The sequence below is a fragment of the Streptomyces africanus genome, assembly GCF_030816955.1.
GTDB classification, from domain to species: Bacteria; Actinomycetota; Actinomycetes; order Streptomycetales; family Streptomycetaceae; genus Streptomyces; species Streptomyces africanus.
Genome location: NZ_JAUSYP010000001.1, coordinates 5,267,778 through 5,288,867 on the forward strand (window position 1 = coordinate 5,267,778; position 21,090 = coordinate 5,288,867).

Annotated in this window: 21 protein-coding genes; 15 read left to right on the forward strand and 6 right to left on the reverse strand. The window is 70.5% G+C overall.

Annotated features, from left to right (window positions below; translation table 11 throughout):
* Positions 1-158: 158 nt before the first annotated feature.
* Both rplQ and truA read left to right on the forward strand, forming a co-directional pair.
* Positions 159-644 carry a 50S ribosomal protein L17 gene (rplQ, locus tag QF034_RS24630; protein ID WP_307176975.1) on the forward strand — a complete coding sequence of 162 codons (486 nt, stop codon included), beginning with the start codon at positions 159-161 and terminating at the stop codon, positions 642-644.
* 141 nt (positions 645-785) lie between these two features.
* On the forward strand, positions 786-1,640 hold the full coding sequence (gene truA, locus QF034_RS24635; protein WP_306964743.1) for a tRNA pseudouridine(38-40) synthase TruA: 855 nt from the start codon (positions 786-788) through the stop codon (positions 1,638-1,640).
* Between the two features lie 18 nt (positions 1,641-1,658).
* Here the strand turns inward: truA and QF034_RS24640 are convergent, their stop codons facing one another.
* Positions 1,659-2,648: a hypothetical protein gene (locus tag QF034_RS24640; RefSeq protein ID WP_370880842.1), complete on the reverse strand. Its 990-nt coding sequence runs from the start codon at positions 2,646-2,648 to the stop codon at positions 1,659-1,661.
* Between QF034_RS24640 and QF034_RS24645 the strand changes: the two genes are divergently transcribed.
* From QF034_RS24645 to QF034_RS24665, 5 genes are all read left to right on the forward strand, one after another.
* Positions 2,615-3,847 carry a CapA family protein gene (locus tag QF034_RS24645; protein WP_370880843.1) on the forward strand — a complete coding sequence of 411 codons (1,233 nt, stop codon included), beginning with the start codon at positions 2,615-2,617 and terminating at the stop codon, positions 3,845-3,847. The two genes, QF034_RS24640 and QF034_RS24645, sit on opposite strands and share 34 nt — an antisense overlap.
* Positions 3,848-4,050: 203 nt before the next feature.
* Complete coding sequence (locus tag QF034_RS24650; RefSeq protein ID WP_307179963.1) at positions 4,051-6,297, forward strand: HAMP domain-containing protein; 2,247 nt, start codon at positions 4,051-4,053, stop codon at positions 6,295-6,297.
* A gap of 7 nt (positions 6,298-6,304) precedes the next feature.
* Positions 6,305-7,795: a poly-gamma-glutamate synthase PgsB gene (gene pgsB, locus QF034_RS24655; protein WP_307176978.1), complete on the forward strand. Its 1,491-nt coding sequence runs from the start codon at positions 6,305-6,307 to the stop codon at positions 7,793-7,795.
* Between the two features lie 72 nt (positions 7,796-7,867).
* Positions 7,868-8,350: a poly-gamma-glutamate biosynthesis protein PgsC/CapC gene (locus QF034_RS24660; RefSeq protein ID WP_020276280.1), complete on the forward strand. Its 483-nt coding sequence runs from the start codon at positions 7,868-7,870 to the stop codon at positions 8,348-8,350.
* Positions 8,351-8,389: 39 nt separating this feature from the next.
* Complete coding sequence (locus QF034_RS24665; protein ID WP_307176979.1) at positions 8,390-9,475, forward strand: C40 family peptidase; 1,086 nt, start codon at positions 8,390-8,392, stop codon at positions 9,473-9,475.
* Positions 9,476-9,494: 19 nt separating this feature from the next.
* Here QF034_RS24665 and QF034_RS24670 read toward each other — a convergent pair whose 3' ends face one another.
* On the reverse strand, positions 9,495-10,370 hold the full coding sequence (locus tag QF034_RS24670) for a hypothetical protein (RefSeq protein WP_307176980.1): 876 nt from the start codon (positions 10,368-10,370) through the stop codon (positions 9,495-9,497).
* Between the two features lie 74 nt (positions 10,371-10,444).
* Here QF034_RS24670 and QF034_RS24675 point away from each other — a divergent pair, with 74 nt between their 5' ends.
* The 4 genes from QF034_RS24675 to glmM all read left to right on the forward strand — a co-directional run bounded on the left by QF034_RS24675 (position 10,445) and on the right by glmM (position 13,508).
* Positions 10,445-10,762 (forward strand): hypothetical protein, encoded by a 318-nt coding sequence (locus tag QF034_RS24675; RefSeq protein WP_307176981.1) that lies wholly within the window; start codon positions 10,445-10,447, stop codon positions 10,760-10,762.
* A gap of 214 nt (positions 10,763-10,976) precedes the next feature.
* Positions 10,977-11,420 (forward strand): 50S ribosomal protein L13, encoded by a 444-nt coding sequence (rplM, locus tag QF034_RS24680; RefSeq protein ID WP_010036634.1) that lies wholly within the window; start codon positions 10,977-10,979, stop codon positions 11,418-11,420.
* Positions 11,421-11,462: 42 nt separating this feature from the next.
* Positions 11,463-11,975 carry a 30S ribosomal protein S9 gene (rpsI, locus tag QF034_RS24685; RefSeq protein WP_020276276.1) on the forward strand — a complete coding sequence of 171 codons (513 nt, stop codon included), beginning with the start codon at positions 11,463-11,465 and terminating at the stop codon, positions 11,973-11,975.
* Positions 11,976-12,149: 174 nt separating this feature from the next.
* Positions 12,150-13,508: a phosphoglucosamine mutase gene (gene glmM, locus QF034_RS24690; RefSeq protein WP_307176982.1), complete on the forward strand. Its 1,359-nt coding sequence runs from the start codon at positions 12,150-12,152 to the stop codon at positions 13,506-13,508.
* Between the two features lie 85 nt (positions 13,509-13,593).
* Here the strand turns inward: glmM and QF034_RS24695 are convergent, their stop codons facing one another.
* Positions 13,594-14,514, reverse strand: a complete 921-nt coding sequence (locus tag QF034_RS24695; RefSeq protein ID WP_307176983.1) for a DUF389 domain-containing protein — start codon at positions 14,512-14,514, stop codon at positions 13,594-13,596.
* 32 nt (positions 14,515-14,546) lie between these two features.
* A complete protein-coding gene (coaA, locus tag QF034_RS24700) occupies positions 14,547-15,515 on the reverse strand; it encodes a type I pantothenate kinase (RefSeq protein ID WP_307179964.1) in 969 nt (322 codons plus the stop codon).
* Between the two features lie 194 nt (positions 15,516-15,709).
* Here coaA and QF034_RS24705 point away from each other — a divergent pair, with 194 nt between their 5' ends.
* From QF034_RS24705 to glmS, 3 genes are all read left to right on the forward strand, one after another.
* Entirely contained in the window at positions 15,710-16,717 is a 1,008-nt protein-coding gene (locus QF034_RS24705) for an ATP-binding cassette domain-containing protein (protein ID WP_307176984.1), read from the forward strand.
* Positions 16,714-17,523 carry an ABC transporter permease gene (locus QF034_RS24710; RefSeq protein ID WP_307176985.1) on the forward strand — a complete coding sequence of 270 codons (810 nt, stop codon included), beginning with the start codon at positions 16,714-16,716 and terminating at the stop codon, positions 17,521-17,523. The genes QF034_RS24705 and QF034_RS24710 overlap by 4 nt, the downstream gene beginning before the upstream one ends.
* Positions 17,524-17,620: 97 nt before the next feature.
* Positions 17,621-19,468 (forward strand): glutamine--fructose-6-phosphate transaminase (isomerizing), encoded by a 1,848-nt coding sequence (gene glmS / locus QF034_RS24715; protein ID WP_307176986.1) that lies wholly within the window; start codon positions 17,621-17,623, stop codon positions 19,466-19,468.
* Positions 19,469-19,525: 57 nt separating this feature from the next.
* On the opposite strand, the gene QF034_RS24720 is transcribed toward glmS, so the two are convergent.
* Positions 19,526-19,873: a hypothetical protein gene (locus QF034_RS24720; protein ID WP_307176987.1), complete on the reverse strand. Its 348-nt coding sequence runs from the start codon at positions 19,871-19,873 to the stop codon at positions 19,526-19,528.
* A gap of 93 nt (positions 19,874-19,966) precedes the next feature.
* Positions 19,967-20,632 (reverse strand): ankyrin repeat domain-containing protein, encoded by a 666-nt coding sequence (locus QF034_RS24725; RefSeq protein WP_307176988.1) that lies wholly within the window; start codon positions 20,630-20,632, stop codon positions 19,967-19,969.
* A gap of 65 nt (positions 20,633-20,697) precedes the next feature.
* Here QF034_RS24725 and QF034_RS24730 point away from each other — a divergent pair, with 65 nt between their 5' ends.
* Positions 20,698-21,069, forward strand: coding sequence for a holo-ACP synthase (locus tag QF034_RS24730; protein ID WP_086565408.1), 372 nt, complete (start codon positions 20,698-20,700; stop codon positions 21,067-21,069).
* Positions 21,070-21,090 lie beyond the last annotated feature (21 nt).

The following is a 21,090-nucleotide window of genomic DNA, read 5'->3' on the forward strand; positions in this document are numbered from 1 at the left end:
ACCGCCGGTTCGATTTCGGGCGCGGGTGCGCTGTGCTTGATCACGCAGTTCCCCGCGCCCCTTCCGGGGCGCACCCCGGATCTCCGACGGGCAACCGCTCGCTCGGATACTGACCCCGGTACCTGATACGGCCGGGGCAGACACCTAGGAGAAACACCATGCCGAAGCCCACCAAGGGTGCCCGTATGGGCGGCAGCGCCGCGCACGAGAAGCTGATGCTCGCGAACCTCGCGAAGTCGCTGTTCGAGCACGGCCGCATCACCACCACCGAGGCGAAGGCGCGCAAGCTGCGCCCGTACGCCGAGCGTCTGGTCACCAAGGCGAAGAAGGGCGACCTTCACAACCGCCGTCAGGTGCTCCAGGTCATCACGGACAAGAGCATCGTCCACACGCTCTTCACCGAGATCGGCCCGCGCTACGAGAACCGTCCGGGTGGCTACACCCGCATCACCAAGATCGGTAACCGCCGTGGCGACAACGCGCCCATGGCTGTCATCGAGCTGGTCGAGGCGCTGACGGTGGCGCAGGAGGCGACGGGTGAGGCCGAGGCCGCGACCAAGCGTGCCGCCAAGGACGCCGAGGCTGCCGAGGCTCAGGTCGACGTGACCAAGGCCGACGACGCCGAGGAGTCCAAGGACGCCTAAGCGTCTGCCGGGGGCTGTTCGTCGGCGGCTGCGGGTTCGTGGTGGCTTGTCGCGCAGTTCCCCGCGCCCCTTGAGGGCGTTGGCGGGTCCGTTCCTCTCCGAGGGGCGGGCCCGCTTTTGTGTTGCTGAGAGGATCTGTGCGTGAGTGATGAAGCAGCAGCTGGTTACGTTCGTGTGCGGCTCGATCTGTCGTACGACGGGAGCGAGTTCTCCGGGTGGGCCAAGCAGGCCGGGGGGCGGCGGACCGTGCAGGGGGAGATCGAGGACGCCCTGCGGACCGTGACGCGGTCGGGGCAGACGTACGAGCTGACCGTGGCGGGGCGTACCGATGCCGGGGTGCATGCCCGGGGGCAGGTGGCGCATGTCGATCTGCCGCGTGAGGTCTGGGCCGAGCACCACCAGAAGCTGCTGAAGCGGCTCGCCGGGCGGCTGCCCAGGGACGTACGGGTGTGGGCCCTCAGGGAGGCGCCCAGTGGCTTCAACGCGCGGTTCTCGGCGGTCTGGCGGCGGTACGCGTACCGGGTCACGGACAATCCCGGGGGCGTCGATCCGCTGCTGCGCAACCATGTGCTCTGGCACGACTGGCCCCTGGACGTCGACGCCATGAACGAGGCCGCGCGGCGGCTGCTCGGGGAGCACGACTTCGCCGCCTACTGCAAGAAGCGGGAGGGGGCCACCACCATCCGTACGCTCCAGGAGCTGAGCCTGGACAAGGGCGACGACGGGATCATCACCGCGACCGTGCGGGCCGACGCCTTCTGCCACAACATGGTGCGCTCGCTCATCGGGGCGCTGCTGTTCGTGGGCGACGGGCACCGGCCGCCGGACTGGCCGGCGAAGGTGCTGGCGGCCGGCGTACGGGACTCGGCCGTGCACGTCGTGCGGCCGCACGGGCTGACGCTGGAGGAGGTCGGCTACCCGGCCGACGAGTTGCTGGCCGCGCGCAGCAAGGAGGCGCGGAACAAGCGGTCGTTGCCGTCGGCGGGGTGCTGCTGACCCGCTTTCGCCTGTTCCTCACCGGCGGGCGGAGTTCCAGGTGGTGACCAGCCCGGAGAGGGCCCTTGCGGCGGCGTCGGCGTCGTTGCCGTCGCCCCGCGCCTTGGGGGAGAGCTCCACGTGGAGGAACCTGGCGTGGTGGCGCTCCGCGGCCTTGCCCTGGACGTTCGTGGTGCCTTCCAGGGGGCAGCGAGCCGACCACGCCCGGCAGACCCGCAGCCCGTCGGCCTGCATGCCGTCGGCCAGGGCGGCGGCCTCGGTGAGGGTGCTGCGCGCGGCTCCGGTGGAGAGGACCGCCTCGTAGGGCCGGTCCGAGTCCTTGGCGAAGCCGTGCAGTTGGACGCCCGGGACGTCGCGTTTCTGGAGCTCCACGACGATGGTGTGGAAGAGGCTGTCCTCCCGGTGGGCGACATCGGCGGCGCCGTCCCGGCCCGCCTCGCGGTGCGCGCCTGCCAGGACCAGCGAGCCGCCGGGGTTGTCCTCCAGGAGCCGCACGCCGAGGCGTTCGGTGTCCTGGTCGGAGACCGGGTGCGGCACCTGGGCGTTCCAGCGGACGTCGGAGTCGGCGGTCAGGTAGAGGCGCCCCCAGTGTGCGGCCCGGCCCGGGCGGGCGGCGGCGATCTCGTCGTACCTGCGGCCGGACTGCGTGTCGGTGAGGCGGGTGAGCTTGAGGCCCAGGGGGGCGAGCAGTCGTTCGGCCGGTGCGGTGTCGCCGTCCAGGAGGTGGCCGACGCTCTCGGCGACGCGCTCGCGCTGGGTGTCGTCCGGCGGGGTGTACGCGGCGTCGGGCTCCAGGCCGGCCGTGTAGGCGAGGATCCTGCTGCGGACGTCCACCAGCTCCCGGGTGTGCGGAGTGGAGTCGTCCGTTGACCGGTCTGTTGCCGACTGGCAGCCGAACAAGGCGAGGACGAGTCCGATTTGGACCAGAATACGCGTCAAATGTGACTGTCTTGTGATGGCAACGTCCGTGGTGCATGTGTGCTTCATGTGAATATGATGCGGTGACACTTCGCAATCCTCTCCGGATAGCCCGGGCGGCAACCGCTTTCATAGCCACCGTCGCCGTGGCGACCGCGTGCAGCTCCGCGGCCTCCACGCCGCAGGTGAAGCCGGGCGGCCGCTCGTTCACCGTCGCCGCCGCCGGTGACGTGCTGATCCACCCCGAGCTGGTCGACCAGGCCGCCAAGGATGCCAAGAAGACCGGCGAGGGAGAGGCCGGGCTGGACTTCGGGCCGCTGCTCGCCGGGATCGAGCCGGTCATCAGCAAGGCCGATCTGGCCATCTGTCACATGGAGACGCCCGTCGGAAAGCCGCGGGGCCCCTTCGAGGGGTACCCGGAGTTCCTCGTCCCGCCCCAGATCCTGACGACGCTCAAGGACGTGGGCTACGACACCTGCTCGACGGCCTCCAATCACACCTACGACCACGGCCTCGGGGCCGTCAGGCGCACTCTGAACGCCATGGACAAGGCCGGCCTCGGCCACACCGGCTCGGCCCGCACGCCCGAGGAAGCGGAACGGATCAACATCCGTGACGTGAACGGCGTCAAGGTCGCCCATCTCTCGTTCTCCTGGATGTCGTTCCTGAACCCGACGCCGGAGAAGGAGAAGTGGGCGTTCAACCAGATCGACACGGACGCCATCAAGGACGCCGAGGCCCGGGCCCGCGAGAAGGGTGCCGAGGTGGTCATCCTCTCGGTGCACTGGGGGCTCGAGCACTACAACGAACCGAGCGTCCCCCAACTGCAGTTGGCGGAGCGGCTCACCGAGGAGACCGGGGTCGACCTGGTGATCGGGCACCACGCCCACGTGGTGCAGCCGATCCAGAAGGTGAACGGCACCTGGGTCGCCTACGGTCTCGGCAACCAGGTCGCCCGGCACTCCTCGCCCACCGGGCTCACCGAGGAGGGCGCGATCGGCTGGTTCGAGTTCCGCGAGACGACCGACGGCTGGGACGTCTCCGCCCGCTACGCCACGACGCTGGTGGAGGTCCCGCCCGAGGTGGAGGCCGGTGAGAAGCCGCCCGCCGGCGCGGTCGAGGACCACCGGGTGGTGGACGTGCGGCGGGCGCTCGACGAGCCCGGCGACCTCTCCGAGGAGCGGCTCGCGCGCTACCGGCTGGCGGCCGACCGTACGCGCGGCTTCCTGTACAACCGCGGGGCGCCGGGCGGCGACGGCCTGAAGGAACTCGCGCTGGAGGGTGACTAGCACCACAGCGCACACGGGGACGAGCGGCACAACCTCGGCCCTTCCCAACAGTCTTGTATACGGCGGTCCGTCACCCCTCCCGCGGGAGCGGTGTCCGGGGCGGCCGTTCTTCACCCAGAGGCCTCAGGAGACCACCGGTGACACCCACCCGCGCCGTGCGCCCCGCGAAGGGAGGACGGCGACGCAGCCGACGACGCGCGGACATGCCGCTGCTGGGCGGCGTCCGTCCCCCGATCGCGCTGCTGTGCGTGCTGGTGCTGGCCCTCGCGGGCCTCACCGCCCAAGTGCTCGGCCCCGCCGGCGAGCAGGCCGTACCGCAGGCGGTGCTCTCCTCGCAGCAGCACTTCGCGGAGGACGGCGCCATCGCCCTGCGCGCCTCGATCGACGAGCGGGTCACCGACCTGAACCGCACCGCCGCCGCGCTGAACGCGGGGCCGCCGGTCAAGCCCGAGCGCGTCCTGTCCGACCTGGGGAAGACGTACCAGAAGTGGACGGGCACCACGGTCCTGGACCTGGAGAGCGGCAAGGTGCTGGCCGCCAGAGGTGAAACGATTCCCCTCGGATGGCTGGACAAGGACGTCCTCACCGGGGACACGGCCCTCAAGCCCCGCATGGTGCGGCTGGAGACCGGCGACGTACGGCTGATGACCATGGCGGTCCTCGACTTCGACGACCGGCCGCAGCAGCTGCTGCTCGCCTCCAACAGCCTGTCGGTGCCCGCCATCAACCTGGGACAGTTCCGCTCCATGGCGGTCGTCGCCACCGGCGGGGAGATCCTCGCCACGGCCGGCTTCGAGCAGTCCGAGTCGCTCAACTCCGACCAGGAGCGCAAGGAGCTGGGCTTCCTCCAGAAGCAGATGAGCGGGCTGTCCGCGCGGGCGGCACGCGAGACCGAGCAGGACCCGGTCAGCGCCAGGGAACCGGGCTCCCACGGCTACCCCGGGGTCAGCGGGACCCTGGTCGGCGCGAGCTACAACGGCCGTGTCGCCACGGCCGGTTACGCCTCCCTCTCCTCCTCCGACCCGGAGGAGAAGAAGAGCGTCGGCGCGGGCCTCGGGCTCACCGTCGTCGCCATGCTGCCCGTGGTCCAGCAGCAGGCCGCCGGTCCGGACCGGGAGCTGTACGGGCTGCTGGCGGCCGGCGCCCTGGTGGTGCTCGGACTGCTCGCCGCGGCCGTGCTGTGGGCGACCGTGCAGCGGCCGCTGCTGCGGCTGTTCCTGGAGTCCCGCCGACTGGCCCGGGGCGACCTGACCCGGCCGGTGGACGTGCCCCGCTGGGGTGAGGCCGCGCGCATCGGCTCCGCACTGGAGAGGCTGCGCGCGCAGCTGGGCGGACCTACCGATGATCCCGGCGGCCGCCAGCGCGTCAAGGGGCGCTTCGGGGTGCGCGGGCCGCTCGCACTGACCGCCGTCCTGCTGCTGCTGTGGTGCCTGCCCGTCGGCCTCCTGCTGAACCGCACCGACGACTCCGTCAGCATCCCGGCCAGCATGGTCTCGGACCAGCGCGACCGCACCGACCTGGTCGCCGACCGGGTGCGCCGGGCGCTCAACGAGGCGCAGGCGGACCTGGTCTCCACGTCCCGGCTGATCGACCCGGACGACGCCGACGCCGGCAAGGCACTGCTGGAGGAGACCCTCCGCGAGCACACCCGCTACCAGGCGCTGTACCTCCTCGACGGGGACGGCGAGGTCGTCGCCCGCGCGGGCAAGGAGCCGCGCGCCGGCTTCGCCGACGGGGACGACCTGCCGCTGGTCCGGGTCGCCGGCAAGGGCGGCAAGAAGCCGGTCGTCCAGGCCGCCGCGCCCCTGCCGGACCACAAGGGCATGACCCTGGTCGGCGAGGTCCGGGTCGAGTTCCTCAACTCGCTGCTGAAGCGGCCCGGGCTCGGCGAGGTCCGCGTGGTGGACGCCAAGACGGAGACCATCGCCGCCAGCGACGGCTTCCTGGCCTTCGAGGAACTGCCCCGCGACGCGCTCACCGACCTCGTCCGGGCCGGCAGCGTCCACGTCGGCGCCGGTCCCGTCGAGAACGGCCTGCTGATCCGCGAGGGACGCGGGACCACGGTCGCCGCGGCCGCCCCGTTCTCCGGCGGCGGTGTGGCCGCCGACATCGGCTGGACCGTGGTCAGCTGGCAGAACGCCAAGGACTTCCAGATCACCCCGTACGAACGCGAGGACCGCAGCGTCCTGGCCGGACTGCTCGGGCTGGCCCTGATCGTCGTCTGCCTCGGCTGGGTGTACCTGGTCGTGGCCCGGCCGATGCGGGCCCTGGCGGCCAGTGCGGAGAAGCTGGCCGACGGCGACCTCAAGTCCGTGCACTACCCCCGCTACCAGGACGAGGTCGGCGCCGTCGTGCGCAGCCTCGAACTGCTGCGCCAGCAACTCCAGGCCCGTAAGCAGACCCAGGCGCGCCGGCTCGCGGAGCCGGAAGCCGGCGTTCGGGGAAGGTGACCCAGCCGTGCTCTATCTGTACTTCGTCCTGCTCACCGGCAGCGTGCTGCTGCTGGTGGCGGGCATCGTGGAACAGCGCCGGCACTACGCCAGCCTGCACAGCATCCCGTCGCGCGTGCTCGTGAACGGCATCCGCGGCAAGTCCTCCATCACCCGGCTGTGCGCCGGGGCGCTGCGCGGCGGCGACCTGGTCACCGTGGCGAAGACCACGGGCACGGCGGCCCGGTTCATCCACCCCGACGCCACCGAGGAGCCGGTCTACCGCAAGTTCGGCATCGCCAACGTGGTGGAGCAGATCGGCATCGTGCGCCGGGCCGCCACCTACCGGCCCGACGCCCTCGTCATCGAGTGCATGGCCGTCATGCCGGCCCTGCAGGAGGTGAACCAGAGCAAGCTGATCCGCTCCACGATCGGCGTGCTGTGCAACGTCCGCGAGGACCACCTCGCCGAGATGGGACCCACCCTCGACGACGTGGCGCGGTCGCTGTGCCGCTCCATGCCGGAGGACGGCATCTGCGTCACCGCCGAGAAGGAGCGTTTCCACATCCTCCAGGAGGAGGCCGACGCCCGGAACTGCCAGCTGATCTACGCCGACCCGGAGACCGTCACCGACGAGGAGCTGCGCGGCTTCAGCTGGTTCACCTTCAAGGAGAACGTCGCGATCGCCCTCGTCGTGGCCGAACTGCTCGGCGTGGAGCGGCGGGTCGCCCTGCAGGGCATGTACGACGCCCCGCCGGACCCGGGCGTGCTGTCCGTCGAGCGCTACCAGACGCCCGAGGGCAAGCGGCTCGCCTTCGCCAACGTCTTCGCGGCCAACGACCCCGAGTCGACGCTGATGAACATCAACCAGCTGCTCGACCTGGGAGCCATCCACCGGCCGCTGAACGTGGTGATCAACTGCCGGCCCGACCGCGTCGAGCGCAACGGGCAGATGGGCGAGATCATCCCCGACCTCCAGCCGGACAACGTCTTCGTCATCGGGCACCCCGCCAAGAGCGCGATCGACGCCATCCCCGCCGAGTGGCGCGACCGCGCGGTCGACCTCGGGGGCGAACGGCGCTCGGCCGAGGAGTTCATGCCCGCCCTGCTGGGGCGCCTCGCCGCCGACTCCTCCCTGGTCGCCATCGGCAACATCCACGGCCAGGGCGAGGAGCTGCTGGAGTACCTGGCGGAACTCCCGGCGGACGAGTCCGCGCCCGCCGACACCGAGCGGCCCTCGGCCACGGCCGTACCGGCCCAGCCGGCCCGCCTGGACCCCTACGCCTCGTACCCCATGGCCTATGAGGAGCGCTACCAGGCCTCCCAGACCCAGGAGATCCCGGTGGTCCGCATCCCCGTCCAGCCGTCGGGGCCGTACGCCGACGCCGGGTACGCCGACCCCGGTCCCTACCAGCAAGGGCCGTACGCCGCTCCGGCCCAGCAGACCTGGCAGCAGTACACCGACGAGCCCTACGGGTACGCCCCGGCCGACAACAGGGGGCAGCCTCCCCGTTCCTGACGTCCACGGGCGGGACCCCACGCCTCACGCCCACCGCTCGCCCCGCACCCGCACCCGTGCCCGGAGACCTCGTTGACCACCGCCGCCCTGACCCCCGAGATGGCCGCCCTCGGCATCGCCATCGGCCTGTTCTTCTCGTTGCTGTGCTACCTGACCACCAACCTGTCGCCCGGGGGCATGATCACACCCGGCTGGCTCGCCCTGACCCTCATCGAGGACCTCCAGCGGGCGGCCATGGTGGTCGGCGTCACCGCCCTCACCTACGCGGGCACCAAGGTCATGCAGCGGCTGGTGATCCTCTACGGCAAGCGGCTGTTCGCCGCGGTGGTCCTGCTGGGCGTGCTGCTCCAGGCCACCGTGATGATCGTGCTGTCGATCGAGTTCCCGCTGCTGTACGGCAACCAGACCCTCGGCTTCATCGTGCCCGGCCTGATCGCGTACCAGATGGTCCGCCAGCCCAAGGGGGCGACGCTGCTGGCGACCGGCACCGTCTCGCTCATGGCCTACATCGTCGTCGCCGCCGGACTGCTGCTCGGCATCATGCCCACCGTCTGAGACCGGCGTCCCGGCGACCGACCACCCAGGAGAGAACACATGGCAGGGAAGAAGAAATCGCGGCCGGTCCTCTCCGGCCTCGTGGTGCTGGGGCTCGTCGCGACCTCCGGCTACCTCACCGTGGAGCTGCGCAAGCAGGAGGACAAGGGCGTCCCGGAGATCACGAACGTCGGCGTGCTGGACGGCTCGGACCGGGCCGGCGGCGCGGCGAAGACCCGCGACAAGGGCGGGGAGAGCTGGTCCCGGCTGGACAACCCCGCACGCTCCGTGCTGCGCGGGTCCGACGGCCAGGTCAAGGCGGTGTTCACCGACGGGGCGCGCACCGCGACCCTGACCGGACCGGCCCGCACCTTCACCGAGCCCTCCTCGACGAGCTCCAAGGTCTCCACGACGGACTGGGTCCGCCTCATGCCCGAGCCCTGGAAGAAGGGCGCGGACAAGCAGAAGTGGTTCAAGGACTGGTACGCCCAGTACGAGACCAGCAAGGAGGACGACGTCCTGGCCATCGCCTTCCAGTACGTCGCGGGCGCCAAGCAGAAGAAGGACGAGCAGGGCACCGTCTACGCCGGTGACGCCAACTTCGGGCCCCTCAACACGACCGGGGCGGAGGGCGGCGACCTGCGCCTGGAGCAGTCCGACTTCTACGACTACCTCGGCGTCCCGTACCCCTTCCGCGACGGCGTGACCGGGCAGCCGGAGGCCGCGCGCGCCCGGTCGGTCGACTGCTCGGGGTACATGCGGATGGTGTTCGGCTACCGCGCCCGCTACCCGCTGATGTCCTCGGACGACTCGGGCGACGGCCTGCCGCGCACCGCCAACGGCATGGCCCGCTCCAAGGAGGGTGCCGACATCCTGCCGCTCACGGGCATCTCGCCCGCGGACCGGCCCACCGGCATCGACCAGCTCCAGCCCGGGGACCTCGTCTTCTTCAAGCTCGACACCCGGACCAAGCAGCGCCTGGACCACGTCGGCATGGTGCTCGGCTACGACACCGAGGGCCACCTGCTCTTCGTCTCCAGCCGCGAGGAGGTCAACGGACCGACCATCGGTGATGTCGGCGGAGTGTCCCGGCTGGACGGCAACGGCTACTACGCCAAGACGCTGCGCAGCGCGAAGCGGCTGTGACCGGGCGCGCGGCGGCCGGTCACCCGTTGGCCGCCGCCGACGCCTGCGCCTGGCCGCGGCGGTGGATCTGGCGGAAGGTGAACAGCTGGAGGTTGTCGCCCGTGGCGAACACCTCGGTGTCCTTCGTCGTCACGTCCTTGCCGCTGGTGAAGCCGGCGTTGGTGAAGTAGGCGTAGCGGCCGTAGGAGTTGCTGGTCGTACGGCAGAACCCGGATTCGCAGAAGGGCTTCACGCCGCCGCCGGAGAGCGACTTGACGAAGCTCTTCTTGTTGGTCTGGCCCTTGGCCTTGGCGGCCTGCGCCTCGGTGTCGAAGACCGCCACGCCGACCGTCACGGCTATGCCGTCCGCGGAGTAGGTGACGCGTATCAGGCGCGTGCAGTCGTTCGCCGTGAGGATCTTCGGGAGCGTGCCGCCCGACGCCGAGGCGCAGTTCTTCGTGTCGGCCGTGGGGCCCTTCTTGTACGTCGTCTCGCCCATGGTCAGCTGCGTGCCGGGGAAGAGGGTGTCCGGGCTGAGCGGAGCCGTGTCCTTCTTGGCGCTGGCGATGAAGTCCTTCGGGTCCAGCGGGGGCGGGGCGCTGGTCGGGGCGAACGACGGGGCCGAGGCGGACTCGCTCGGGATGTCGGCCGAGGGCACCTGGGAGGTCGGGCTGCCCGCCTGGCTGCTGTCGCCACCCGCGGAGACCACGGCCACGGCGACGGCGGCGCCGATCGCGACGGTGGCGAGCGCGCCGCCGCCGACCAGGAACAGCCGGCGTCGCCTGTTACGGGCCTCGGACGCCTCGGCGAGCGCGGCCCAGTCCGGAGACTGGCCGCCCCCGCTGTTCCAGGGCTGCTGCGACTGCGGTTTCCATGGATCCCACTGGGACTGGGGTCCCCCCTGCCCAAAGCTCATGGGGCGCATCTTAGACGGGACATGGGGCGTGCTGGTCCGCCTGGACGGGCCCCGGAGCCCCTAGCGTTCCTCCCATGCGGACGGGCAAAGGCGACATCTGCGGGTGGTTGGGACGACTGCTGCCGACCGGAGTGCTGCTGGTGTGCCTGTGGTCCTGGCCGTCGGCCGCGGCCGCGATCGGGGTGTGGCCGTCGGTCGCGGCCGGGGTGCTGCGGGTGCTGCGTCGGCCGCGCGGCGGCGGCTGTCTGCCGCGCCGGTGCGCCGGGGCGCTCGCCGATGTGCTGCTGTCGTCGGTGTTTCCGTACGTGCGACCGGTGCGGCGCCGGACGCTGCGGAGGGCCGTGACCCTCTGTGCCGGCCTGTTCGTCTCCGTAGTCGACCGGCGGCGATGATCCCGCGTTTTGACCCTTGTGGTGAGCCCCGGTATTCTGCTCTTTCGTTGTGTATTGGCTTGCTCATTCTCACGGGACGGGCCCTTACACCGGTCCACCGGGCCGATGACCAGCGACCAGCACGCGGTTTGCGTCACCGCTGTGCGGTCAAGGCTGTCGTGATCGTTTCGGTGACCTGTTCAGGACCATTCACTCGAAGCGAAGGCTACGAACCGTGCGTACGTACAGCCCCAAGCCCGGCGATGTGACGCGCCAGTGGCACGTCATCGACGCTCAGGACGTTGTCCTGGGTCGTCTCGCCACCACCGCAGCGACCCTCCTCCGGGGCAAGCACAAGCCGATCTATGCGCCCCACGTCGACGCTGGTGACTTCGTCATCATCATCAACGCGGACAAGGTGCACCTGTCCGGCAACAAGCGGACCCAGAAGATGGCGTACCGCCACTCCGGCTACCCGGGTGGTCTGCGCTCCGTCCGTTACGACGAGCTGCTCGACAAGAACCCCGAGAAGGCCATCGAGAAGGCCGTCAAGGGCATGCTCCCCAAGAACACTCTGGGCCGTCAGATGCTCTCGAAGCTGAAGGTCTACAAGGGTGACCAGCACCCGCACGGCGCGCAGCAGCCGCAGCCGTACGAGATCACCCAGGTCGCGCAGTAAGTCCGGCCACCCCCTAAGACTGAAGAGAATCTGAGGAGAATCGTGGCCGAGACCACTGCCGAGCAGCCGCTCGAAGAGCTTGACATCGACAGCTACACCACCGAGTCCGAGGTCCCCGTCGAGGGTGAGTACACCTCGGAGTCCATGGCCTCCCGCTTCGGCGAGCCCCAGCCGGCCGCCGGCCTGGGCCGTCGCAAGAACGCCATCGCCCGCGTCCGGATCGTCCCGGGCACCGGCAAGTGGAAGATCAACGGTCGCACCCTCGAGGACTACTTCCCGAACAAGGTGCACCAGCAGGAAGTCAACGAGCCCTTCAAGGTGCTCGAGCTCGAGGGCCGCTACGACGTCGTCGCCCGCATCGCCGGTGGCGGTGTCTCCGGCCAGGCCGGTGCGCTCCGTCTCGGTGTCGCCCGCGCGCTGAACGAGGCGGACGTCGACAACAACCGCGGCCCGCTCAAGAAGGCCGGCTTCCTCAAGCGCGACGACCGTGCGGTCGAGCGCAAGAAGGCCGGTCTGAAGAAGGCCCGCAAGGCCCCGCAGTACAGCAAGCGCTAATCGCGTCGCTGTCGTTGCGACTGTCTTCGCAACGTTGCGCCTGATTTCGCAACGATCGCCCCGGCGGCACGTTCTGTGCCGTCGGGGCGTTCCCGTACACAACCCCTGCGGATGTCGGACCGTCCCCGGGGATGTACCGGAGCCGCACTCTCTCGCAATTCGGAGGACACCACAGTGGGACGACTCTTCGGCACGGACGGCGTGCGCGGTGTCGCCAACGCGGATCTGACGGCGGAGATGGCCCTCGGCCTCTCCGTGGCCGCGGCGCACGTACTGGCCGAGGCGGGCACGTTCGAGGGGCACCGGCCGACCGCGGTGGTCGGGCGTGATCCGCGCGCGTCCGGGGAGTTCCTGGAGGCCGCCGTGGTCGCGGGCCTCGCCAGCGCCGGCGTGGACGTCCTGCGGGTCGGCGTGCTGCCGACACCGGCGGTGGCGTACCTGACCGGCGAACTCGGCGCCGACCTCGGTGTGATGCTCTCCGCGAGCCACAACGCCATGCCCGACAACGGCGTCAAGTTCTTCGCCCGCGGCGGGCACAAGCTCGCCGACGAGCTGGAGGACCGGATCGAGTCCGTCTACGAGGAGCACCGCACCGGCGCCCCGTGGGACCGGCCGACCGGGGCCGGAGTGGGCCGCGTGCGCGACTCCGAGGAGGGGGCCGACCGGTACGTCGAGCATCTGCTGCGCGTCCTGCCGAACCGGCTCGACGGGCTGAAGGTCGTCCTCGACGAGGCGCACGGCGCCGCTTTCCGGGTCTCGCCCGAGGCGTTCCAGCGGGCCGGTGCCGAGGTCGTCACGATCGGGGCCGAGCCGGACGGGCTCAACATCAACGACGGCTGCGGCTCCACGCACCTGGACAAGATCAAGGCCGCCGTCGTCGAGCACGGGGCCGACCTGGGCATCGCACACGACGGGGACGCCGACCGGTGCCTCGCCGTGGACCACACCGGCGAGGAGGTGGACGGCGACCAGATCCTGGCCGTGCTCGCCCTGGCCATGCGGGAGGCGTCCACGCTGCGGGCCGATACGGTCGTGGCGACGGTGATGTCCAACCTGGGCTTCAAGCTCGCCATGGAGCGCGAGGGCATCCGGCTCGTGCAGACCGCCGTGGGCGACCGGTACGTGCTGGAGGAGATGAAGGAGCACGGGTTCGCCCTCGGGGGCGAGCAGTCCGGGCACGTGATCATCCTCGACCACGCGACGACGGGTGACGGCACGCTGACCGGGCTGCTGCTGGCGGCGCGGGTCGCGCAGAGCGGGCGTCCACTGCGGGAGCTGGCCTCTGTGATGGAGCGGCTGCCGCAGGTGCTGGTCAATGTGCGGGACGTCGACAAGTCCCGGGTGACGACGTCGGCCGAGCTGTCCTCGGCGGTTGCCGACGCGGAGCGGGAGCTCGGGGCTACCGGGCGGGTGCTGTTGCGGTCCTCGGGGACCGAGCCGTTGGTGCGCGTGATGGTGGAGGCGGCTGATATCGAGCAGGCTCGGTCTGTTGCCGGGCGGTTGGCCGATGCGGTGAAGTCCGCGCTGGGCTAGTTGGCCTTTGCGGGTAGGGGGTGGCGGTTCCGCTGAGTGCGGACTGCGGGTCGTGTGTGGCTTGTCGCGCAGTTCCCCGCGCCCCTCATGGTCGCTTCGACCAGAGCCATTTCTGGGTCAGCAGCGTCAGCGTGCCGGCGACGATGATGCCCAGCAGGTTCAGCAGGAGTTGTTCCGTGGAGCCCCAGGTCTGGTTCGTGTCGCCGTAGCTGAGGGCTACGGCGGCGTTCGCGGCGGCCGGGACCGTGGTCACCGAGATGGCCACGCCCACCAGCGCGCCCGACTTGGCGGAGGTCAGGGAGAGCGTGCCGGCGATGCCGGCCAGGACCGCCACGACGAAGGAGAACCAGTCGGGGGCGTAGATGAAGCCGGTGTTGGGGCGGTCGGCATCCAACCTGGCCTGGGTGAACAGTCCGACGCCGTCCATGAAGAGGCTGAAGCCGACGGTCACCGCCATCGCCACCGCGAAGCCCACCAGGAGGGCGATCACCGAGCGCAGGGCCGGGCGTCCTCGGCGGCGGACGATCGCGGTGCAGATGCCGGCGAGCGGGCCGAACTCCGGGCCCACCGCCATGGCGCCCACGATCAGGATCGCGTTGTCCAGGACCACGCCGCAGGCCGCGATCATCGTGGCGAGGGTGATGAACGCGAGGTAGGTGACGGAGAGGGTCGACTCCTCGTGCGTCGCGTCGCTGAGGTGCTCCCACAGGACCGCGTCGGCGCCCTCGCCGGGTGCGTCGGCCTCGGCCTGCTCGGCCCGCTCCGACAGCGACAGGTCGATGGTCTCGACGGCGATGGAACCGGTGGTGTCTATGCCGAGGTCCCGCAGGCCGGTGAGCAGTTCGTCGCCCGCCTCCCGCGCCACGTCGCACATCACGACGTCCCCGGCGGGGTTGCGGGCGGCGTCCGGCAGCACGACGAGGTGGGTGGTGCCGACCGTCTTCTCGATCAGCCGCAGCACGTCGTCGGTCTGCCCGGTCGGCGTGATCAGTCGCAGGTGGAGCATGACGACTATCTAACCGGCCTTTGCCCCGGGCGTCACAGCTTGCGCAGGCTGAGGCGCTGCACCTTGTGGTCCGGGCCCTTGCGCAGGACGAGGGTGGCGCGGCCGCGGGTGGGGGCGATGTTCTCGACCAGGTTCGGCTGGTTGATCGTGCGCCACATCGTCCGGGCGTAGTCGAGGGCCTCCTCCTCCGAGACCTGCGTGTACTTGCGGAAGTACGAGGACGGGTTCTGGAAGGCGGTCGCGCGCAGCTTGCGGAAGCGGTTGAGGTACCAGCGCTCGATGTCCTCGACGCGGGCGTCGACGTACACGCTGAAGTCGAAGTAGTCGGCGAGACCGACGCGGGTGCGGCCGTCCTTGCCGGGGAGGGCGGGCTGCAGGACGTTCAGGCCCTCGACGATCAGGATGTCGGGCCGGCGGACCGTGAGCCTCTTGTCAGGGACGATGTCGTAGATCAGGTGGGAGTAGACGGGGGCCGTGACCTCGTCCTTGCCGGCCTTGATGTCGGCGACGAAGCGGGTCAGCGCGCGGCGGTCGAAGGATTCGGGGAATCCTTTCCGCGACATCAGGCCGCGGGCCTGGAGCTCCTTGGTGGGCAGCAGGAAGCCGTCGGTGGTGACCAGCTCGACGCGCGGGTGTTCCGGCCAGCGCGAGAGGAGGGCCTGGAGGAGCCGGGCGACCGTCGACTTGCCCACGGCGACCGAGCCGGCGACTCCTATGACGAACGGGGTGCCGGACTGGGAGCCCTGCTCGCCCAGGAAGGTGTTGAGCGCGCCTCTGAGGCCGTCCGTGGCACCGACGTAGAGGTTGAGAAGTCTGGACAGCGGGAGGTAGATGTCCCGCACCTCGTCGAGGTCGATGACATCGCCGAGGCCGCGCAGCTTCTCGACCTCCTCGGCCGTCAGCGGCAGCGGCGTCTTGTCGCGCAACGCGCTCCACTCGGCTCGGGTGAGGTCGACGTAGGGAGTCGCCTCCGGCCGCTGCCGGTGGGCGCTCCGGGGCATCGAGGAGACCGGAGAGATCACAGTCCATTGTTACGGGCGTACGAACGGACCGTGAGGTGGGATCCGTCACGCAGCGTCCTCGGAGCCTCCCCTATGGGAGAAAAGTGGCCAAGGGGAGGAATGTCAGTGGCGTGCGTCACAGTTGTGGGAGAAGTGGGCCCGGGCCGGGGTCCAGGAACGCCGAGGGGTGACCCATGACGTATGCGATAGAGGCGGAAGGTCTGGTCAAACGGTTCAAGGACGCCGAGGCGCTGGCCGGTGTCGACCTGGCGGCCCGCAAGGGCACGGTGCTCGGGCTGCTGGGCCCCAACGGCGCGGGGAAGACGACCGCGGTGCGGATCTTCGCGACGCTGCTCCGCCCGGACGGGGGCAGGGCCCGGGTGGCCGGCCACGACGTGGTCCGTGAGGCCGGGGTCGTGCGGGCCACGGTCGGGCTGACCGGGCAGTACGCGGCGGTCGACGAGAACCTGACCGGCACGGAGAACCTGCTGCTCATCGGCAGGTTGCTGGGGCTGCCGAGACGGGAGGCCAAGGCGCGGGCCGGTGAGCTGCTGGAGCGCTTCCAGCTGACGGACGCGGCCGGACGGGCCGCGAAGACCTTCTCCGGAGGCATGCGACGGCGCCTGGACCTCGCGGCCAGCCTGGTCGGGCGGCCCAGCATCCTCTTCCTCGACGAGCCGACCACGGGCCTGGACCCCCACAGCCGCGGTGAGCTGTGGGACCTGCTGCGCGGCCTGGTCGCGGACGGTGCGACCGCCCTGCTGACCACGCAGTATCTGAACGAGGCCGATGTGCTCGCCGACGACATCGTGGTGATCGACAAGGGCAGGGTGATCGCCGAGGGCGCGCCGGACCAGCTGAAGGCCCAGGTCGGCGGCCAGGTGCTGGAGCTCCGGCCGGTCCTCGGGCAGGACCTCACGCGGGCGCACGCGCTGGTGGTCCGGGCCGCCGGCCCGGAGGCCCGGATCGAGGGCGAGCGGATCACCGCGCCGGTGAAGGACCCCGAGCTGATGCCGGCCGTCGTGCGCGCGCTGGACCGGGAGGGGATCGCGGTGGGCGAGCTGGCCCTGCGCCGCTCCTCGCTCGACGAGGTCTTCCTCGCCCTGACCGGCCACCGCGCCGAACCGGGCGAGCCCGAGCGCAACGGCGGCGCGGCCGACCAGGACGACGACGCGCTGGAGAAGGCGGTGAGCCGGTCATGACCGCCACCACCATCACCGCGCCGGTCACCGCCTCGGGCCGTGTGCCACCGCTCGCCGGGGTGCGGCAGACCTTCACGATGGCCTGGCGGAGCCTGGTCGCCGTCAAGCACAACCCGCTCGAACTGGTCGACTACAGCATCACGCCGATCATGTTCGTCTTCCTGTTCACCTACGTGCTGGGCGGGCAGATGGCCGGATCGCCCGAGGCGTATCTGAAGTACGCGCTGCCCGGGATCATCGTGCAGAACACGCTGTTCATGACGATGTACACGGCCATGGCGCTCAACACCGACCTCACCAAGGGCGTCTTCGACCGGCTGCGCAGCCTGCCCATCGCGCGCTCCGCCCCGCTGATCGGGCGGATCACCGCCGACCTCGCGAAGCATGTGTGGGCGATGCTGCTGATGATCGGCCTCGGACTGGCCCTCGGGTTCCGCATCACCGGCGGCTTCGGCGGGTTCCTGCTCGGCGCGCTGCTGCTGGTGGTGTTCGCCGCGGCCGTGTCGTGGAGCGCGGTACTGATCGGGATGGTGGCCGGTGACGCGGAGAAGGTGCAGGCCTTCGCCTTCACGCTCATCTTCCCGATCACCTTCACCAGCAGCGCCTTCGTCGTCGTCGACACCATGCCGGGCTGGCTCCAGGCGTGGAGCGACGTCAACCCGGTCACGCACCTGTCCGACGCCTTCCGCGGGCTGCTGCTCGGCGGGGCGGTGGCGGAGCCGGTGCTGTGGTCGCTGGTGTGGGCGGCGGGTATCGCGCTCGTGTTCTATCCGCTGGCCATGAGGGCGTATCGCGCGAAGGTCTGACAGCAGGGGGCCCAGCTGTTCGTACCCCGGTGGGAATTTCCGATTTCGGGCACGCGGCGGCCGGTTCGGCGCGGGAAACGACCCTAAGCTGCCGCCCATGTGTGGAATCGTGGGATACGTGGGGCCGCAGTCGGCGCTCGAGGTCGTGATGGCCGGGCTGAAGCGGCTGGAGTACCGGGGGTACGACTCGGCGGGCGTCGCCGTGCTGGCCGACGGCGGCCTGGCGACGGGGAAGAAGGCCGGCAAGCTCCTCAACCTGGAGAAGGAACTGGACGGCCGGCCGCTGCCGGCCGGCACGACGGGCATCGGACACACCCGGTGGGCCACGCACGGCGGCCCGACCGACGCCAACGCCCACCCGCACATCGACAACGCGGGACGGGTCGCGGTCGTCCACAACGGCATCATCGAGAACTTCGCCCTGCTGCGGGCCGAGTTGGCGGAGCGGGGGCACGAGCTGGCCTCCGAGACCGACACGGAGGTCGTCGCGCATCTGCTCGCCGAGGAGTTCTCGGCGTGCGCGGACCTCGCCGAGGCGATGCGGCTGGTGTGCCGGCGGCTGGAGGGCGCGTTCACGCTGGTCGCGGTGCACGCCGACGAGCCGGACGTGGTGGTGGGCGCGCGGCGGAACTCGCCGCTGGTGGTGGGCGTTGGAGAGGGCGAGGCCTTTCTCGCCTCGGACGTCGCCGCGTTCATCGCCCACACGCGGTCGGCGATCGAGCTGGGACAGGACCAGGTGGTGGAGCTGCGCCGAGACGGGGTGACGGTGACGGGCTTCGACGGCCGCCCCGCCGACGTCCGCTCGTACCACGTCGACTGGGACGCGTCGGCCGCGGAAAAGGGGGGCTATGACTACTTCATGCTCAAGGAGATCGCCGAGCAGCCCAAGGCGGTCGCCGATACGCTGCTGGGCCGGATCGACGGCTCCGGTTCGCTGACCCTGGACGAGGTGCGGATCCCCGCGGGGGTGCTGCGGGAGATCGACAAGGTCGTCATCGTCGCGTGCGGTACGGCCTTCCACGCCGGGATGATCGCCAAGTACGCCATCGAGCACTGGACGCGCCTCCCGTGCGAGGTGGAACTGGCCAGTGAGTTCCGGTACCGGGATCCGATCCTGGACGCCCAGACCCTCGTCATCGCCATCTCCCAGTCCGGCGAGACCATGGACACCCTCATGGCGCTGCGGCACGCCCGCGAGCAGGGCTCCAAGGTGCTGGCGATCTGCAACACCAACGGCTCGACGATCCCGCGCGAGTCGGACGCGGTGCTGTACACGCACGCCGGGCCGGAGGTGGCCGTCGCCTCCACCAAGGCGTTCCTGACGCAGCTCGTCGCGTGTTACCTGGTCGCCCTGTATCTGGGCCAGGTGCGGGGCACCAAGTGGGGGGACGAGATCCGGGCGGTGGTCCGCGACCTGTCCTCGATCGCCGGTGCGGTGGAGCAAGTGCTGGGCACGATGGAGCCGGTGCGGGAGCTGGCGCGCACGCTCGCGTCGAAGAACACGGTGCTGTTCCTCGGCCGCCATGTGGGGTATCCGGTGGCGCTGGAGGGCGCGCTGAAGCTCAAGGAGCTGGCGTACATGCACGCCGAGGGGTTCGCCGCGGGGGAGTTGAAGCATGGGCCGATCGCCCTGATCGAGGAGGATCTGCCGGTGGTCGTCGTGGTGCCGTCGCCGCGCGGGCGGTCCGTGCTGCACGACAAGATCGTGTCCAACATCCAGGAGATCCGGGCGCGGGGTGCGCGGACGATCGTCATCGCGGAGGAGGGGGACGAGGCGGTGGTGCCGTACGCGGACCACCTGATCCGGGTGCCGGCCACGCCGACGCTGCTCCAGCCGCTCGTGACGGCGGTGCCGCTCCAGGTGTTCGCGTGCGAGCTGGCGACGGCTCGCGGGAACGAGGTGGACCAGCCCCGGAATCTGGCGAAGTCGGTGACGGTGGAGTGAGGAAAGGGGCGAACGGCCGACTGCCGTTCGCCCCTCTTCAGCCGGTCGGCCGGGTGATCACCAGTTGATGCAGGTCTTCGGGACCCAGCCGTTGACCTTGTCGCCGCCGTAGTACCACATGTTGCTCTTCTTGCCGCAGGCCGTGTACGAACCGCCCTTGTAGGCCTTGCCGTCGTTGCAGATCCCGCCGCGCTTGCCCTTGCCCCAGATGCCGAGGGCGGTGGCGGACGTCTTCGGTGAGGTCCGGACCTTGACGGTCTCCTTGGCCTTGACGTTGACGATCGCCTTGCTGCAGTCCTTCGGCGGGGCCGCGGCGGCGGTGCCGGCGGCGGCGACGGTGCCGGTGAGGGCCGTGGCGAAGAGGGCTATCGAAGTGGCCGCGATTCCCAGCGACTTGAACTTCATGGTGGTGCGTTCCTCCCGTTGCGTGCGATGCGGTTTGCACATCGCGGTCATCGCGAACTGTACAAGGAGGAGGGGGAGTTCACGTTCAGGGGTTCAGTACGGAAAGGTCCAGGGCGACGGCGGCTTGGGGCTGTAGGGGAGCTTGGTCCAGCCGTCGGGGGTCACGTGGTAGAAGTCCCCGTTGTCGCCGTCCATCCGCGAGCTGCCGTGCACGTGCACGATGTCCGCGTGAAGGCGGTAGTGGAAGCCGCCCATCATGCCGACCACCCGGAAGAAGATCCGCACGTCCAGACCCTCCGTCAGGGGGGACAGCGGTGGCAGGAGGTGCTCGATCTCGTCGAAGCAGCTGCCGGTGCGCTCCCGCAGCATCGCGTGGAAGTGGCGCTCCAACGCTTCGGTGGGATCCGGGAGTTGCCGCACCGCGACCGGCTCCAGAAGCTCCAGCAGGTGCGTGTGACCCCGCTCCCGTGCGATGTCCACCGGGCGCCGTCCGTCCCGGGTGCGCTGCGTGCGCCAGGCGCCGTGCGCGATCAGCCGGGAGACGACCGCGATCGTGGCGCCGTGCCAGGCGGCCTGGTGCAGTGGGGCGAACCCGCTGCGGTTCCCGGGGCGGGCGAGATTGACCCGCTCGGGATTCTTCACCAGCTCCCCCAACAGGCCGTCCCAGTCGGCGTCCCGGGCCAGGTCCGCGAACCGGTCCCGCTCCTTCAGATACCAGTCCCCGTAGCGCTCGCGGTCGGTGAGGCCGTCCCATTCCATGCTGATCATGCTAGTCGCCACGTCGAGTCCGAAGGCGGGGCGGGACTCGCCGTAGGGTGCTGGGCATGAGCATTATCGGGGTCGGGATCGACGTCGCCGAGATCGATCGGTTCGCGGCGTCGCTGGAGCGTACGCCCGCGTTGGCCGGACGGCTGTTCGTGGAGCGGGAGTTGTTGCTGCCCAGTGGGGAGCGCCGGGGGGTCGCCTCCCTGGCCGCGCGGTTCGCCGCCAAGGAGGCCCTGGCCAAGGCGCTCGGTGCGCCGCCCGGGCTGCTGTGGACCGATGCCGAGGTGTGTGTCGAGGACAGTGGGCAGCCGTGGCTGCGGGTGACCGGGACCGTGGCCGCGCGGGCCGCCGAGCTCGGAGTGCGGTCCTGGCACGTGTCCCTGAGCCATGACGCGGGTGTCGCCTCGGCCGTGGTGATCGCGGAGGGGTGACAGGGGGCCGCATCCGCGTCC

Coding starts and splice junctions, on each gene's coding strand:
- rplQ (WP_307176975.1), top strand. CDS start 159: ATGCCGAAGCCCACCAAGGGTGCCCGTATGGGCGGCAGCGCCGCGCAC.
- QF034_RS24645 (WP_370880843.1), top strand. CDS start 2,615: ATGTGTGCTTCATGTGAATATGATGCGGTGACACTTCGCAATCCTCTC.
- QF034_RS24650 (WP_307179963.1), top strand. CDS start 4,051: ATGCCGCTGCTGGGCGGCGTCCGTCCCCCGATCGCGCTGCTGTGCGTG.
- QF034_RS24665 (WP_307176979.1), top strand. CDS start 8,390: ATGGCAGGGAAGAAGAAATCGCGGCCGGTCCTCTCCGGCCTCGTGGTG.
- QF034_RS24670 (WP_307176980.1), bottom strand. CDS start 10,370: ATGAGCTTTGGGCAGGGGGGACCCCAGTCCCAGTGGGATCCATGGAAA.
- QF034_RS24675 (WP_307176981.1), top strand. CDS start 10,445: ATGCGGACGGGCAAAGGCGACATCTGCGGGTGGTTGGGACGACTGCTG.
- QF034_RS24695 (WP_307176983.1), bottom strand. CDS start 14,514: ATGCTCCACCTGCGACTGATCACGCCGACCGGGCAGACCGACGACGTG.
- coaA (WP_307179964.1), bottom strand. CDS start 15,515: ATGCCCCGGAGCGCCCACCGGCAGCGGCCGGAGGCGACTCCCTACGTC.
- QF034_RS24705 (WP_307176984.1), top strand. CDS start 15,710: ATGACGTATGCGATAGAGGCGGAAGGTCTGGTCAAACGGTTCAAGGAC.
- QF034_RS24710 (WP_307176985.1), top strand. CDS start 16,714: ATGACCGCCACCACCATCACCGCGCCGGTCACCGCCTCGGGCCGTGTG.
- glmS (WP_307176986.1), top strand. CDS start 17,621: ATGTGTGGAATCGTGGGATACGTGGGGCCGCAGTCGGCGCTCGAGGTC.
- QF034_RS24720 (WP_307176987.1), bottom strand. CDS start 19,873: ATGAAGTTCAAGTCGCTGGGAATCGCGGCCACTTCGATAGCCCTCTTC.
- QF034_RS24725 (WP_307176988.1), bottom strand. CDS start 20,632: ATGGAATGGGACGGCCTCACCGACCGCGAGCGCTACGGGGACTGGTAT.
- QF034_RS24730 (WP_086565408.1), top strand. CDS start 20,698: ATGAGCATTATCGGGGTCGGGATCGACGTCGCCGAGATCGATCGGTTC.